General features: G+C 43.2%; 9 protein-coding genes and 2 tRNA genes. 10 read left to right on the top strand and 1 reads right to left on the bottom strand.

What is annotated here, in order from left to right; all coding sequences use genetic code 11:
- Positions 1-1,399: 1,399 nt before the first annotated feature.
- Positions 1,400-3,838: a glycosyltransferase gene (locus ACJJIO_RS18370; RefSeq protein ID WP_444909381.1), complete on the top strand. Its 2,439-nt coding sequence runs from the start codon at positions 1,400-1,402 to the stop codon at positions 3,836-3,838.
- A gap of 724 nt (positions 3,839-4,562) precedes the next feature.
- Positions 4,563-4,958, top strand: coding sequence for a universal stress protein (locus ACJJIO_RS18375; protein ID WP_444909382.1), 396 nt, complete (start codon positions 4,563-4,565; stop codon positions 4,956-4,958).
- Between the two features lie 180 nt (positions 4,959-5,138).
- On the opposite strand, the gene nhaA is transcribed toward ACJJIO_RS18375, so the two are convergent.
- Complete coding sequence (gene nhaA, locus ACJJIO_RS18380; protein WP_444909383.1) at positions 5,139-6,581, bottom strand: Na+/H+ antiporter NhaA; 1,443 nt, start codon at positions 6,579-6,581, stop codon at positions 5,139-5,141.
- Positions 6,582-7,568: 987 nt separating this feature from the next.
- Between nhaA and cysC the strand changes: the two genes are divergently transcribed.
- The 8 genes from cysC (at position 7,569) to ACJJIO_RS18420 (ending at position 15,860) form a co-directional block, all read left to right on the top strand.
- Positions 7,569-8,198, top strand: a complete 630-nt coding sequence (gene cysC, locus ACJJIO_RS18385; protein WP_444909384.1) for an adenylyl-sulfate kinase — start codon at positions 7,569-7,571, stop codon at positions 8,196-8,198.
- Positions 8,199-8,402: 204 nt separating this feature from the next.
- The gene (locus ACJJIO_RS18390) at positions 8,403-10,769 is read left to right on the top strand and encodes a DUF6351 family protein (RefSeq protein WP_444909385.1); all 2,367 of its coding nucleotides are present in this window, start codon (positions 8,403-8,405) and stop codon (positions 10,767-10,769) included.
- Positions 10,770-10,864: 95 nt separating this feature from the next.
- Positions 10,865-10,940, top strand: a tRNA-Val gene (locus tag ACJJIO_RS18395).
- Between the two features lie 27 nt (positions 10,941-10,967).
- A tRNA-Asp gene (locus ACJJIO_RS18400) sits at positions 10,968-11,044 on the top strand.
- Between the two features lie 370 nt (positions 11,045-11,414).
- The gene (locus tag ACJJIO_RS18405) at positions 11,415-12,380 is read left to right on the top strand and encodes a 1-aminocyclopropane-1-carboxylate deaminase/D-cysteine desulfhydrase (RefSeq protein WP_444909386.1); all 966 of its coding nucleotides are present in this window, start codon (positions 11,415-11,417) and stop codon (positions 12,378-12,380) included.
- 192 nt (positions 12,381-12,572) lie between these two features.
- On the top strand, positions 12,573-13,448 hold the full coding sequence (locus ACJJIO_RS18410; RefSeq protein WP_444909387.1) for an NAD(+) kinase: 876 nt from the start codon (positions 12,573-12,575) through the stop codon (positions 13,446-13,448).
- A gap of 109 nt (positions 13,449-13,557) precedes the next feature.
- Positions 13,558-14,532, top strand: a complete 975-nt coding sequence (locus tag ACJJIO_RS18415) for a glycosyltransferase family A protein (protein ID WP_444909388.1) — start codon at positions 13,558-13,560, stop codon at positions 14,530-14,532.
- Positions 14,533-14,543: 11 nt separating this feature from the next.
- Positions 14,544-15,860 carry a glycosyltransferase family 2 protein gene (locus ACJJIO_RS18420; RefSeq protein WP_444909389.1) on the top strand — a complete coding sequence of 439 codons (1,317 nt, stop codon included), beginning with the start codon at positions 14,544-14,546 and terminating at the stop codon, positions 15,858-15,860.
- Positions 15,861-17,203 lie beyond the last annotated feature (1,343 nt).

A 17,203-nucleotide genomic window follows, 5' to 3' on the forward strand; every position in this document is an offset into this window, starting at 1 on the left:
GCGTGAAGTACACAGATCTTTACTGCAGGAGTAATCTATAAGGACCTCATCGCAACCTAGGTTATTCTAGGGCACTAAAGAGACCTACCTTTGAAGTATCGGAATCCAGCTCGCTCCTCCACTATTGCCGGGAATCATGGTAATCCTCAACGAGTTACCGGCGTATCAGAGTAAGATCGTTTGACCAACGAATCAAAGCCATTAGGCAAATCTATGATCTCTTCAATCTTGAAGAGCACTCAAATTTTCGTCGGGCTCCTAGCTATGCCCCATTTTATCAGCATAAGGCGAGGAGACCAAGGAGGAAGCTACAGCCTCATTACCGCCGCAAAGTTTCACCGGGGGACTGCCAGTACTGGATAGTCTATGTTGTCTGGTACGATTCTTTGCGTGTTCAGGCTTCTACCATTCATGCTTCGTTCTGCTTCGTGGTTATAGAGGTCAATGTCAACAAGATAATCAAAAGCATTATCTACAGTCTTTGACAATCTAGACGGATTATCTCCCGACTTACCCAAGGGCGGCTTCACATGCTGACTTGGTTTTCAACACAACGTGAATAACGTTAGAGGTGTGATGCCTTATTAACTTGCACGATCTAAGGCTCAGATTGGAGTTTCATTATTGATAGTCATATGGGTACGGCTGTCCTCATCACCAGTTCCACTGCAATACCATGCTAACCGAAGAAAAAGCAGGGCGCAGAGTAGTGAGTCTCACTAGGTAAAACAACAACATAATCCGGGGAGCCGCATCATCAAAGGCCTCACAGAGATAATCCCGGCTAAGCTTTTAGAAATAACCATTACAATTGCCGGTTATAAATTTTACCATATCTTTAAGATTGGTCAAAGTTTTGATACCTCAATGTAAAAACTCACCATCCAGCAACCCCTGCCACCTTGGGCTGATAGGGGGTTCTCTGGCACGCCTAATCTTTTGCCATATAGCAAGCCATTCTCATGGCAGTAAGTGCCCTGACAAGCTTTAAGCGCTATTCAACCACATGCCAAATGTCAAGCCGTTTACTCCCGATTGTTAGGGGAAGCTCTTATTTGACTTCTACATGACGTGAACCTTTTGATGGGTTTTATGATAAAGCCTGTATCAAGTACCTAACTGCGATGAGCTATCTCTCAAGAAATCGCACATAGGCCTCTCCAGCCCCTGAAGGCTCGTGATAATTTTGTCGCCCAGGCCCAAAGTTGCTTTGGGGTATTAGAATGGGCGAAAATAGGCGCCTCAAGCTGACTTTGGAGACATAAAGATACAGCTCGGCACTCGGGTGAACTCCATAGTCAAAGATGAGCTGGGAAGGGTCGCCGGCACTCACTCCTTAATCCTTGAGATGCCGGCCAAGTTTATAAAAGATATAGTGTACGTACATAGCGAGAGAATAGTGCCTAGAAAAGTTTCAATAGTTATTCCTATCTACAATAACTCAGAACATCTCCAACACTGCCTTGATAGCATACTGAATCAGACAATATCAGATATCGAGATAATATGTGTTGATGACAAGTCCGAAGACAACAGTGTTGAAATTTTGGATGAATATGTAAGAAAGTACCCAGACATCATCACAGCCATTAAACACGATAAAAATCTTTCTGCTTCTCAATGTAGAAAGGATGGCGTTCTCTCATCTTCTGGTGAATATATAATGTTTGTTGATGCAGATGATTATATCGAACCAACGGCATGCGAAATCGCTTACAATACAATAACGGAAAATGGTACTGATATTCTGCAATTTGGGACCTTTATTGAGAATTGCGGCAATTTACCTCAATCTAGAATAGATTCAAATCAGAGAATGGTACGACCATTCACTGAAGAGTTTATTTCAAGCAACTTGATGCAAGAATGTTTTTTGGAAAAGAAATTCAGCATTAATTTATGGAATAAAATTTATAATGGAGCCATTTGTCGCAAAGCCTTCTCAGAAGTTTCAGATGGCTATTTTCCCAAAGCAAACGATCTATACGCATTTTTCTTTATTTTGAAGCACGCTAGTAGCTACTCCGGGGTGGATGATAAGCTATATCATTATCGGTTTGGTCTGGGAATGACAGGCAAACCGACCATGAATATAGATAACTTTAAACTGCACTGTCAATCTGTATTGGTACTAAACGAGATCAGGAAGAGTATTAATCCTGAAAACAGTGGCATTACTGAAGAATACGAATCTGTTTTCAATAAAATTGAAAACAACTTTATTAATGAGCAAGTCGAAAGATGGTTTACTAATCTATCGCCAGATGAAAAGCATTCCGGTCTTCTTGAGATGAATGCAGTTTGGGATAAGGGATATCACTTCATAATAGCAGCTTTGGCGAGAAATAAGTGGTTTAATAGAGGTGAAATATCCTCATATTTTAAGGGCTTTGCGGAACTTGAACATATACCGAGAAAAACAGAAACTATTGTACTTTACTATCATTCCGTGCGGGGAGGGGGGGCTCAAAGAGTGGTGGCGCATTTGTGCAATTTGTTTGCGGATGCAAAAATAAATCAGGATTATAAGTATAATGTGGTTTTAGTCACTGATCAGCCTCAAGCCAGCGATGAATTCTATATCTCTCCGCGAGTGAATAGAGAAGTAATTCCAGATGTAAACTTATTCCCCAAAAAAGAAAGTTATGCAAAGCGAGCTGAAGCTTGGGTAAGTATTATCGATAAATATAACGTTGACATTGTACTTAACTCTGCTTGGGTGAGCTCCGCAAATCTTTGGGATATGTTAACAATTAAGTCCCACCCAAAGCGGCCGGCCTACATAAATCATACTCATAATTTTTTCGCTATGATATTTAGGGTGAACAACAAAGTTAGCGAGATATTTAACTCCTACTCTATTTCAGATGGTGTGGTTGCATTAACAGAATATGATGAAATTATTTGGTCCAACTTCAATAAAAATACTTACCTTATTTTTAACCCCATCCACAAGCTTAATGAAACAAGCGCAAAATTTGTTTCAGACAGGAAGAGAATCCTTTGGCTTGCTAGAATTTCGGACGAAAAAAAGCCCTTAGAGGCAGTATCTATAATGGAGCACGTGGTGAAAGTTCACCCGGACGCCATTTGTAATATTGTTGGCGATGGTGAAGAAAGTGCTATCAAAAATTTAAGAGACTTAATATCTCAAAAAAACTTGGATAGAAATATAAACATAGTTGGCTATAGCAAAGATGTTGGCATGTACTATTCAAGTTCATCTGTTTTCTTAATGACGTCTATTTATGAGGGTTTTCCATTAACCTTGTTTGAGAGTGCCAGTCTTGGACTGCCCACTGTAATGTATGACCTCCCATGGCTCGAGTATTACAAAATACTAAAGGGATGGGAGCGAGTTCCCCAGTTGGATGCAAAGGGGGCTGCCGAAAAAATTTGCAAACTACTAAGTGACGAAGAGCATTGGAACAAAAATAGCGCTTTGTTGAAAGATAGTTTTTCCAAATACGAAAAGCTAAATTTGCTATCTGAATGGGAGATGTTGTTTAACAACTTGCAGAATGAAGTTACCCCAAAAAGTAAATCTACTCCCTTTAACAGAAATTTGATTGAGCAAATATCACTTTTTCACACCCAAAGCATGTCTAGAGAGGCAAGTAAAAGCAAGAGAGGTGAGCAGAAAATAAACGCAAAGCTTCAGCAAACCTACAAAGAAAAATCAGAAATAAACGCAAAGCTTCAACAAACCTACAAAGAAAAAGCAGAGCGAGGCTTGAAGATCAAGGAGCTTGAAAGTGAACTACAGAAAAATAGAAAGTTTTCACTTATCAAAAGAAAATTGTTGAGTTATTTTTCTCGTAGGGAGGTAATTGAATAAATTGCCTTTGATAGCGTCAAATATTTTCGCATATTTACTCTTGAAGTCGATTTCACTCGAACTCGTTGAGGGGGGAGGCAGATAAGTTAAAGGGGTTGAACAGTGCCATTTCCATTGAAGGGTGCGACTCAAAGACCATCTCAGTGAGGTGGTCTTTGAGTCGCTGATGTGAAACTGTACGAAGAGGCCGGCCGGCTGTGCAGTGGTCCAACCCACTAACGACGGGTATTCTCTTAAGCGATAAACTGCGTATTAGAGGTGTCCGTTGAAAAGATCAAGTAAATCCTTTCTCCTATGACAGTTGATACGCTTGGCAAGTGTAATAGGAGTTAGTCGGCTGTAAGTGAGCTATTAATTAATATATAGGTAAGCCACTGCTTCTAGCTATGAGATTTGGCAGGACTATGCCGTTCCGGCGGACAGGCGAAAAACATACCCCCCATGAGCCGGTAAGCTCTCTAGAGGAGGTCAGGCAGGAGATTGGTAGTGCCAGGTTCGCTGAAGGTATTTGTGCCTGATGGTATTATTGGGAGTATTGAGGCGAGAGCGGAGTGATAATTCGAGACTTATGCTGAAAAGGATGTTTTGTAAACTGGTGTATTTGTGTTTTAGGTGGACGCATGGGAGAGGATTTCTGTGTGATAATGAATCTAGTAGTTGGCGTTTTGTGTTGATCGGCTGTTTCTAGTAGTGTTTAGTTATCATAATAAGGGGAGGGGGTTAGATGTATAAAACAATTCTTTGCGCTATAGAGGCTTCCAAAGAAGGGCGCTTGGTGCTTTCTAGAGCTGTAGAGCTTTCAAGGCAGCATGAAAGTAAGTTAATCGTATTAAATGTGCTTCCCTACAGTTTTTTGCCTAAGGATTATCAGCGAGAGCTTAAAGAGGATGCTATTCCGAAGTTTGAGGAGATAGTTTCAGATTTCGGTATCTCTAAGAAAAATAGACTCCTGAAAGTAGGGAAGCCCTACGAGGTGATTTGCAAGGAAGCTGAAAAAAGAAGTGTAGATTTAATCGTGCTCGGGACTCACTCTAAGAAAGGTATAAGCTCTCTAATAGGCTCTACGGCAAATAGTATCGTAAATTATGCTCATTGTGATGTAACTTTGGTGCGGATTTAATTGATGCTGAACTTATTTTTTGTTGTTAGTTGAGTTATTCGATACCAAACCTAGCCGGTGCTGTTATCTAAGTAATTGTTACGTGAGTAAATCTTAGCCGAGTAACTATTGATTATAGTTACTCGGCTCCGTTTGTGCGATTTAAAGCGGAAATTTTAGGCCTACCACAAATCTGCCCTTCTACGAGACGGAATGAGGCGGCAGTCCAGAATTTGAGTTCTCAGCTTCCTTGAATTCATCCTCTTGCTCTGCAGAGATAGGTGCATTGCGTAGAATTAGGAAGCCGGCAACTCCTGCGATTACAGAAGCTAGTAGGATACCGGCTTTCGCCTGCACCAGAAGTTCGTATTGGGAGCTAAATGCCAGCTCGGCTATAAAGATAGACATAGTAAAGCCAATGCCGGCGAGTAATGCGACACCTACGATATGATGAAAGCTTGCATCCTTGGGTAGCTTGCCCCAGCCAAGTTTCCAGCCAATCCAAGTTGCGCCTACAATGCCAATTAGCTTGCCAACAACCAAGCCGCTAATGACACCAAGTGTTACTGGGTTGAGAACCGCTGCTGAACTACTAAAGCTATCGAAAGGGATGCCCGCATTAGCCAGTGCGAAAATTGGAATTACTATAAAGCCCACAGGGATATGTAAACGGGTTTCCATACGCTGTAGGGGGGACTGGGCTAGATTTACACCGTTACCCAAGGCCATTACACGTGCATGGAGGGCATCGTTTGCAATGATCTTATCACCGGGGCGAAAGTATCGATCGAAGCTGCGGATAATATCTTTAACAAAGGTGCTGAACGCTACGGGATCATACTTTGGCTTAGCAGGTAGTGCCATTGCCGTAATTACGCCTGCTAGAGTGGCATGAACGCCTGCCTTGTAAAGTCCGTACCAGAGCAAAATACCGGTAAAGACGTAGGCAGAAGAGCGGCGAACCCCGGCGGCATTGAGTAAGCCCATGATTGCAATTAGAAATCCTGAGGCCATTAAAGCGGTAGTGTTCACTTGCTCTGTATACCAAATAGCAATTACAAGAATTGCTCCTAGGTCATCTACAATGGCTAGGGCTACCAGAAAAGTTACTACAGCCCTTGGTACTCTGTTTCCTAGTAATGCTATACAGCCCACGGCAAAAGCGATATCAGTAGCCATAGGGATGCCCCAACCGCGTTCTGCGATGTCGCCACTGTTTAGGGAGCTATAAATCAAGGCTGGAACTACCATGCCGCCAACCGCTGCCATTACGGGAAGGACTGCTTGGCGTAGATCTGAAAGTTCCCCAACTAAAAATTCACGCTTAAGCTCTAACCCTACCAAGAAAAAGAAGATGGCCATTAGGCCATCATTAATCCAATGGTGTAATGATAGAGAAAGCTCCCAGTCACCAGTGCCAATGCTGACTGGCATGTGCAGCAGGTGCTTGTAAGCATCCTGTAGGGGGGAGTTGGCAACAATCAGTGCAACCATTGCAGAGAGCATCAGTAAGATACCACTGCTGCTTTGGCGATGGATAAATTCTTCAAAAGGTGTAACCAGGCGGCCAAAGGCCTCCTCTAGCGGTGCCTCAAAGACTTTTCCTTTACGAATTTTGAATCTATCCAGAACACTTTTTGCCATCGGCTAATTGCCTCCTTTTATAAAGCTAAGCCCCACTAAATGCAGGGCTATTTCATGCCTATTCAAACCAGAGGTTATCATGGTCATAGTGTCATTTTCTATATTTGACGTGTTTTATTGAGCAGGGTGTAACTGGGTTTAGCTTTGAAAATAGGGGGAGAGATAGGCATATCTTGTTTGCGAGTAGGCACTAAGTAAGCACAAATTTATATGTATGATATTGCTTACATATGTAATTGGAGAGTGAAGCATGGCACATACTAAAAGATAATCTCACTTTTGAATATCAGTTAATTATTAAAGGGTTTATCCCACCTTATAACTTTTTAGGGTTTCTTGTTTGTTAACTCTCTGTTAGATTGCGCTATAGTCTTTACGTGGCACTTCTATATGCGGATTATATTTAAAGGTATAGTTGTGTATGCTTGCATAATGTCATTAGATGAAGCAAAGCTAGAATCATAACGTAATATTCAATTGTTTATATGTGTTATAACTGCAATATAGAGCGCAGTGAGATAATGCTGCGTGATATGCTTAATTGCTATTTGGTTAATACTGATTGTTGTTTAATGAAGCTTATTTGAAAGTGCACAGTATTGAGGCATTGAATTTATGATGCTCTCAATAGAATTATGTTCATTATCAAATTTAGGTTAAATCTATTTGCTGGCCCACAAAAGTCAATGGAAAAATAGTCTCTACTTCTCGACCAGGGAAAAAGGCGCTTTTCCTTAGAGCTTAATACCTCAAATTTTTCTCTTTTGGGTGCCGCTGTTCTTGCTTGAGGTCAAAATTTAGAATTAAGTGGCCAGAGCTACTTATGCACATCCACCACTATATGTGGTTGAATATGCTATAAGTAAAGCCTTTACGCTAATGCTTCAAATGCCTGATAATTGGCCGTCTAGCCTCTGGGGGAGTGGTTTCCTGCGAACCTCTCACCGAAGAGGGAATAGGAATTGAATCAAAATCTTGGAGTGATCGGTGACGACAACAGTTGAACGCAAGGCGACCAATGTACATTGGCATGATGGCGATGTAACTCGTGACAACAGGGCCAGTATTCTTGGTCACAAAGGCGTGACCCTATGGTTCACCGGCCTGTCGGGTTCCGGCAAGAGCACGGTAGCAGTAGCAGTTGAGAAGGCTTTGGCTGCGCGTGGTGTCCTGAGCTATCGCTTGGATGGTGACAATATACGTTTGGGTATCAACTCCAATTTAGGCTTTTCTGCTGAAGATCGCCAAGAAAATATCCGTCGTGTAGGTGAGATTTCTAAACTGTTTGCGGACACTGGGATTGTGGTTCTCAGTAGCTTTATTAGTCCATATCGAGAAGATCGCGATATGGTTAGAAAGATGCATGAGGATGGCAATCTGCCTTATTTGGAGGTGTTTGTAGACTGTCCACTGGAGGAGGCAGAATCTCGTGACCCTAAAGGCCTTTATAAAAAGGCTCGTGCGGGTGAAATTAAGGGTTTTACTGGAATTGATGACCCTTATGAAGCGCCTATTTCCCCTGAGTTGCGTCTCAATACGGCAGAAATGACCATAGAGCAAGAGGTGGAAGTGATTATTTCTACCCTGCAAGAGAAAGGTCTTATTGCCAAGGATTAAGCTGACTTTTTTGAGGCATACTATAAGGGAAGCCTGGCGGGCTTCCTTTTTTGTGATTGCCTGATTTGTTGGGCTACTTGGTTCGATATTTCTGATACATCCTTCCTATAAGTCCTCCCCGGCGCCAACTGTCGGTTGACCTCTTTATCCCTTCATATACTCAAGCTGTATCACTTGGTGAAGTTGACAGCTGTGGAGGCGTTTATGTCGACAAGGGGAGCTTGGTTTCTCTCTGTATTTTTCTTGGCGCTGCTCGGAGTGCTGGGGGTAGTCGCTTGGATCGCATATGCGAAATTGCCAAAAGTACATGGTAAAGCAGATGCTCCAGTAATAGGGGTGCCGGCTGGAGCTCTTGATTATGCTTCTACACCGGCTTATGCGGGGCCTCACCCTAGAATGATGTCACGCCCGCCTGAGTATTTCCCATTCCCTATCTCAATTGGTGAGGTTGGACCAGTAGAAACGTTATTTACTGGCCCCTCAAAGTACCCCTTCTTTTGTGGTCGTAATGCGATCACCGATAAGCAGCCATTGGTTGATAACCAAGCTAAGGAGGGAGTCCCAGTTTTTGCTTTAGGTTCAGATGGGAAGAAAACCAAAGAGGTGATTGGTTATAGCCGAGACTGTAGCCATGCAACGGAGGTAACGTACTTCTATAGGAGCACAACGGATGGAAGCTTTTATTACCTACATGAAGCACGTAACGATATTGATAAGGTAACAGTAAATGGCCGCCAAGTAGATTTTATTGTCCGTGTCGAAACAGGCACGATTAACCGGCATCATTATGCTATTGCAGCTCTGCGAGGAGACGGCGAAACTGCCGAAAAACCAAATGCCAGCAATTGGAACCGGCGTTTGATCTATCAGTTTCGTGGGGGAGTAGGTATAGGTTGGCGCCAAGGTAATTTGAGCAAAGGAGATGTGACAACTCGGCGAATGGACCAGTTGGCTCGAGGATATGCCATCGTTTACTCGACGGCGAATCAAACCAGAAATCACTATAACTTATGGTTGGCAGAGGATACGGCACGGCGCCTAAAAAAACAGTTCCTAGCACTCTATGGTGAGCCCATGTATACGGTTGGTATCGGTGGCTCGGGAGGTGCTATTCAGCAGTACATCTTGGCGCAAAATGCACCGGGGCTACTGGATGCGGCGATACCACTTTACTCCTATCCAGATATGGTAACCCAGACTATCTATGCCTTTGACTGTGAGCCTTTAGAGTATTTCTTCGATGTCCTGGATGCTAACAACCCCCGCTGGCAGGATGTTGAGGAACGTCAACGGATACAGGGGTTGGCTGCGAACCCTGAAGCGGATAGCCGCTTTAAGCTGATTACTTTAGCCGCTGGTTTGTTTGATGGCCGTTATAGGGGACGACCTAGCGGTGCAACTGAATGCGTAGAAGGTTGGCGTGGTTTGGTGCCACTGGTAAATAACCCAAACTTTGTACACTTCTTTAAAAGTTTTTCCGGTGATTTGCCGGATAGAGTGCATTGGACACATTGGGAAAATCTTCGACAGTTCTATGGTGCTGCTGAAAATGGCTATGCGAATACAACCTGGGATAATGAAGGGGTTCAGTATGGGTTGAAAGCGTTGGTTGATGGAGAAATAAGCATCGATAATTTCTTAAAAATCAATGCTGCAATAGGTGGGTGGAAAGCCCCGCAGAATCAGTCGCAAGAAAAGCTTTGGTTTCTCAATGGTGGGCTTTTTCCTGTGCGCCTTTCAGTATGGAGTGAGCAAAATTTAAACATGGGGACTCTGGCGAGTCCAGCTAAGCGTAGCCGCGCGGATATGGAGGCAATCAAGGGGATTTATAGGTCTGGTCATGTTTTCCTTGGGGATGTAGAAATTCCGATAATTGATATGCGCCACTATCTGGACGAAGAACCAGATATGCATCACAGCTCGGCTTCTTTTTCGACTCGAGAGCGTATCCGGAGGGCCCGTGGCCACGCTGACAATCAACTGATCTGGATGAGTCACAAAGACTACAACCCATTGGATGATGCACTTGATCTGGTCGACCGGTGGATGCAAAACATCATTAATGACCCTGCTAAAGGTGTAGTTGGTAATCGACCTGAGGATGCCAGTGACCAATGCTTTGATAGCGAAGGTAATGTACTAGCATCAGGATCTGATGTTTGGAGTGGAGACTGGAACCGCCAGTCGGAAGGGAAATGTATGCGGGAATACCCTGCCCACAGCACCTCAAGGCAGGTAGCCGGAGCACCAGTGACTGATGACATCTTTAAGTGCGCGCTTCAGCCGGTGGAGAGGGCTCTTGCAAAAGGCGTCTATGGCTCTCATACGGAAGAGATATCAGGTCGTCTCGATGACTTACGCCGTATCTTTCCAACAGGGGTATGCAACTACAATGAACAGGATTTGGCCCGCCCAAGAGAGCAGTTGATTCCTAAAGAGGTCCCAGTGCGAATCGCGGGTCATTTAATTGACCCAGACTATCGACAGGGTAAGGTATTGCAGGAGGCAAGTCTCGGGGAAGAGGAGATGCAACCGGTGTCTGTACCACCGGAAAGCATGCCCGATGAATAATAGTGGGACTTGGCGCGAAAATTATTGACAGGAAATTTTATTCCAGTAATATGCGCCTCGCTCAGGGGGCAAGGCCCTGAAAGAAGATGAGCAGCGGGTGGTTAGCTCAGTTGGGAGAGCGACGGCCTTACAAGCCGTAGGTCACAGGTTCGACCCCTGTACCACCCACCAACTTCCTAAATGGAAGTTTACTACCGAGGACCGGTAGTTCAGTTGGTTAGAATGCCGGCCTGTCACGCCGGAGGTCGCGGGTTCGAGTCCCGTCCGGTCCGCCAGATACGATAAAAGGCCCGTACATAGGTACGGGCCTTTTTATTTGTATGGGGGCGGAGTGGCACTGCTCTTGTTCCTTGTAGCCAAGCTTGTGGTATTTGGCGGGAAGATAGGGCTTGCAGTAGATTTGAAACCTTCAGCCTTCTGCACTGGGGTGCTCTTCACCTTGTCCATATGATCTCTGGCTAAGTGCCGAGCACTAACCTAATACGGAGGGCGTTAGACTCTATCGTATTGCTGGCTCTGGATGGGTCGGGACCCACACTTTGCTCGTCAACTTTTTTGAGAGGGGGGTGTGTTCTTATCGGTAAAGGGCTGCTTTTATGGAGCGAACCCTGTCAGACAGCCTCTTTTTAAAGGGATTGGAGATACGTGACAGTTTCCTACCTGACCACTCTTGATCTGAATGCCTTCACTGAAGCTGCGCGCGCGATTCCTTACCAAAAAGTCCGAAGCAATCTTTTTCCGGGAGTTGAGGTCTGGATTCGTCGTGATGACCTGCTGGACCCACTTATTTCAGGTAATAAAGCGTATAAGCTCATTTTTAACTTGATTAAAGCAAGGGAGCTGGGTGTCGAGACGCTAATCACTTGTGGAGGAGCATGGTCAAATCATTTGCATGCCACTGCTGCTGCTGGAGCACGGTTTGGCTTTCGCACAATTGGTATTGTTCGAGGTGAGCGCCCACCGGTGCTCAGTGCCATGCTGCAAGATGCCGAGCGCCTCGGTATGAAATTTATATTCGTGTCCCGTGAATTATATAGGCAACGCAGCAAATCAGACTTTCTCAATCGCGTTGGCGTTGGTTCTGCTAGTGGTGCCTATTTACCGGAAGGTGGGGCAAATTTTGCAGGGGTGAGAGGAGTCCATTTATTAGGGAGGGTTATCGCGGAGACAGCTCCAGTTGATTTTGATCAGCTTTGGATTGCCTGCGGTACAGGTTTGACGCTGGGTGGATTAAGTTCTTCCTTGAGTGGGATTCTCGTGTGTGGAGTTGAGGTGTTAAAAGCAGGGGGGGTTGTCCGTCAAAATGCCTGGCGATGGTTCTCGGCACTATCGAAAAATGAAGCATATAGTATTGAGACAATAGGTGGTGTGGGAGAGATTACTGAGAAATACCATTGTGGGGGTTATGGTAAGTACCCCAAGCAGCTTCAGGAATTCCAGCGAACCTTTGAGTATCAAACGGGTATTTCGCTAGACCCTGTTTATACTGTGAAGCTGTTATATGCAATTTCGCATAAAGCTAACGCTGGTCATTTCGGCTGCGGAACCAGGATCTTAGCGCTCCATTCCGGCGGACTACAGGGTCGGCGTGGGCTTCCACGAGAGCGCTAGGGTCTCCCCTTTTTGGTCTAACAACTTCCCTTGACCAGCCGTTCTAATTCGACTCCAATTCCAAGCTAAGGCATAATTGCCTGTCACATTTTGGAAAGCATTTCCTGTCGGCGTGGTGAACGTAATCAAGCGTATGTAAGATAGGTAAAGCATCAATCGCAAGGCCCTGGTTTGGGCACTTGAGAGGGAGCGGTGTCGGAATTTCAAATTATTGGCCTGATCGGCCGTACTGAGAGTGATAGTGCTGCCCTTTCACTCAATCGCCTTATGCGGTTTCTTGAGAGGGAAGGTTATTCTGTTGTACTTGAGATGGGTACTGCGACTGCGGTCGCTAGCCATAATGCGAGAGTTTCTCCAAAAGAAAAGTTGGGAGAACTTTGTGATCTTGTCATTGTTGTAGGTGGTGATGGTAGCCTTTTAGCTGCCGCCCGCGCCCTGGCCAAATTTAGTGTACCTCTACTTGGTATTAATCGCGGCCGACTTGGCTTTCTCACCGATATTACCCCTGACGAGATTGAACAAAAAGTTGGTGAGGTATTGGCTGGTAAGTATATGGCTGAAAGCCGCTTCTTGCTTGATCTGTCTGTATCTCGTGAGGGCAGGCCGAAAGGAAGAGGCACAGCTTTGAACGATGTAGTACTTCATCCCGGTGAATATATTCGGATGATTGAATTTGATTTATATATTGATGGCCAATTTGTTTACACACAACGATCTGATGGTTTAATTATATCAACTCCAACAGGCTCTACTGCTTATGCTCTTTCTGGGGGGGGACCGATAATGCACCCCAAATTAGATGCTATTGTTGTTGTCCCCCTCAATCCTCATACATTGAGTAGTCGCCCAATTGTTGTCGAAGGTAGTAGTGAATTTAAAATTATTGTGGGTGAAAAAAATAATGCCCACCCGCATGTGACATGCGATGGGCATAATCACGTTATTACTGAACCTGGCGATGTAATTCGAATTCACAAAAAGCCACACCGGCTTACCCTTATACATCCTATTAATCACAATTTTTACGAAACCTGCCGATCAAAGTTAGGGTGGTATAGAGACGGCTAAGAAATATTCAACAGTTAATAGGATTAGACTTTTCAAGTGCTCTTACATAGTGAAAAAGAAAAGCTATTTCTAGGTTCTTATAGTTTGCTTAGGTTTTTCTGGAGGATAAATGACGACTATTCAAGTGGGTATTGTTATTCCAGTTTTTAATGAACAGGATCGTATCATCTCAGCAATACGCTCGATTGTAGAAAAAAATGAGATACCGGTTAAATTTTATATCGCTGATGATCTTTCAACAGATGATACTGTTTGTAGAGCCGCTGAATACCTTGAAGAGAATAGTATAGCCCACCAGATACTAGTTGCTAAAAGTAATAAAGGGGCCGGTTATAGAAGAAATCAAGCGCTCAAGTTTGTAGAAGAGCCGTATGTATTATTCTTTGATGCGGATGATTTTGTTTATCCTGGAATGTTAGATAAAGCAGTCGAAAAAGCTAACGATAAAGAGTGTGATGTCCTACTAATGGAGTATGACTTAGTTCAAGGCAGAAATGATCAAAAGTTAGGGATGATAGAAGGCGATAGAAAAATATTTGATCGCATCGCTCAGAATGTTAGCGATTGTCTTTCAATTGATGATAATGGTTATCTTTTGAATCTAGTCAATTATCCATGGAACAAATTGGTATCAACTCGTTACGCAAAAGAAATTGGATTGAGGTTCTCGAATACACCAGTGCATAATGATGTAATGGGGCATTGGATGTTATTAATGAACTCAAAAAATATTTCTTTTCTTTCCGAGTCTTTTTGCGGTCACCGTGTTTGCCCCAAGGCCAATCAAGTGACGAATATTTCTGACTCCAGAAGATTGGCTATGTTGGATGTTTTCCAAGAATTAGAGCGGTACTTTTCATGCCACCCTGAGTTGAAGAGAAAGTTCTATCATTTTTTCATGTACTTTAAGCTGAAACTTTATTCCTGGGCATCTAATCGCCTAGATGAAGAGTATCGCAACATGTTTAAAGTTGAGTTTTCTAAAACATTTTCAAGAATGAATAGGTTGGATATCTTAAATATTGCAGAAAGAATGCCAGAAACTGCTAGTGAGATTATGCGGTTTAAATTGGGGTTAAAATAAGAGTTGTTGCTATGATTTCAGTGATTGTTACAGCGTATAACATCGAAAAATACATTGATGACTGTTTGCAAAGCGTTCTAAATCAGACCTTAACAGATATCGAGGTTATCGTAGTAGACGATGGGTCTACTGATTCGACACCAGAATTAATACAAAAATATGCCCTTAAGGATGAAAGGATAATTCCAGTACTATTACCCGAAAACACACCTGGCGGGGTGGCAGTTGCTGCAAATATTGGGCTTCGCAAAGCTTCTCGAGAGTTCGTTGGGTTTGTGGATGGTGATGATTGGTGTGAGCCATTTATGTTTGAGCGACTTGTTACTGCGGCTCAAAATAGTGGTGCAGAAGTCACAATCGGAAAATTCAAGAACTTCGATGAAGAAGCGAATTTATTTTATGATGCGAGTGATGAGAAGTATTGGGGCTCTGAGTCATTACCTCTAAATACTGCGATATCTGGGCTGGATGTCCGCAAAAAAGTTTTGAAGTTAAACCCAGTTCCGTGGAGAAAATTATATCTTCGCAGTTTTCTGGTGGAAAATGATATATTTTTTCCCGAAGGAGACTACTTTTATGAAGATAACCCTTTCCATTGGTATTGTGTGATTTCAGCAAGAAATTTTACTTTAATCGACGATTATATTTGTCATCACCGCATGAATCGTGTGGGGCAGACAATGTCTGCAGGTGATGGGCGCCTGTTAGCAATGTATGAGCATCACAATACTATATTTGAATGGTTACATAGAGCGGGTGAATATGCCAAGTACAAAAATGAACTTATCTTATGGGTGATCAATAATAGCTGTTGGATTTATGAAGCGATTAAGGATGAGTTGAAGCCAAAAGTACTCGAGTCATTGGCGGGGGCATTACTGCGCCATGATGTAGATACTGTGGTAAGAGTAACAATGTCTGACTATATGGGGGGGGGCGGGCGGAATCTAGTGCGCGATGCATTAGAAATAACCGGCAATAAAAAATTAGCTAAAAAAATTAAGAGCGAAAGAGGGGTGCTCACGCGTGCGATAGCTTATTTTAGAAAAGAGGGTTTCTTTTCAACTGCTAAGCAGGCCGCTAGATTTTTTTACCATAAATCTCCACCGGCCGTAAAAGTTGTCATTGATAAGGGGCGAGCAGTAACTACACTTAATGTCCGCTCAAATGATCAAGTAATGAATAAACTGAGATCTATTGAAAATAAGATGACCCTGCAGGGATATCTGCTGGCATTAAATGATGAATTCGAAAAGGATGTCAGGAAAGAGCTTGCTGAAATTAAATCTGTACTTGCTGATATTCAAGAACTTTCTAAGCCTAAGTGAAGTAGCTGTAGATTTTATATAACTGGTTGCGAGATAAGGGCGGCGCCAGAGTTTATTAAAATTTTTTATTTTTAAGTGTCAGTTACTACAAACGAAAGGCGTCATTTTTAATTTGGATTAGTTTAGAGGAAATCTGACACATCCTCTTAAAAAGAGGGGTTTACCGGTTTTGATGAAGCCTAAAAAAGTAAAACCAAGGATAAACCCCATAATCTATACTAACGATCCCACTATCAAACACAAGGTCGGATTGATTAATTCGGCAGAAGAGCTCGGCAATATTTCCAAAGCATGTAAGATACTCCATACATTGAGACACTTTCTATCGCTACAAGAAATTCATTTCAGGTGGCTATGTGGGTGACCTTCTTGAAAAGAATCGAAGAGCGCCCAACCACAAGAACCGTGTTGATACTGCCATTGAACAGGCTGTGTTGGCCTATGCCCTTTAAGGCACTACCCATAGACAGGTTTGAGCCCCAATAAGCTTTGTAGATGCGATGTATTTTTTCCCTCGATAGTGCTCGGAGCAGCATGACCTAGTCAACCTCAATTTACGATTAGAGGCGCTTGAGGCCAAGGTGGCTGAGAGAGGGCTGATCCTAGCTGAGTCGAGGTTTAGTCTTTGGAAAGAAAGCGGCATGTTGATGTAGTCTATGGTCAAATTGATACTCAAGATCTCGGCTGCCTAGAATTGCAGGATACCTTTTACGTGGGACATTTAAGGAAGTTGGACAGATATCTATGTAAAGGTGGATCATTACAAGCAAGCTGTATATCACCAAGCATGAGTCACTGCGGCAGATTATTCTTTATGGCTGTGTACCATTGTTTTATGTGATTCATGATTTATAACTGATCGCGTTACTAGATATTGTGGCAGACTGGATCAGCATGATTATCAGTTGTACCTTAGAACAAATGAAATAGAGCATATCAAGAAGTAAGAGAAAGGTACTTGTAAGGGCATCTATTATGCTGCAATGATCTATGGGGCAATAGAAGACCTGTAGAGGATCTGGACGAATGATTTGTAGATTAAAATCATAATCGCACTCATCGGGGTAAAAGTGTTGTGACCACATGCCGATGGCGGCCCTTGAAGAGGATAAAATATCTAAAAAGAAAAGCTTGCAAACGTAATCTGGCCAAAATTATAAGAATATTTTATATCTTAAATTAATACCTCCCTTAGTAGTAATGCCAACTTGAATCTTCTTTTTGACACTTGCCCACATATTTAAATGTGGGTGCTAACATAAGTGGCTGGTTAGTTTTACGCTCCCTGATTTTTATTGTGTAATCGCTGATAAAGTTTCAGTCTGAAGAATCACCTATACCCC

It is taken from the genome of Microbulbifer mixtoriginis (SeqCode) (assembly GCF_052467235.1).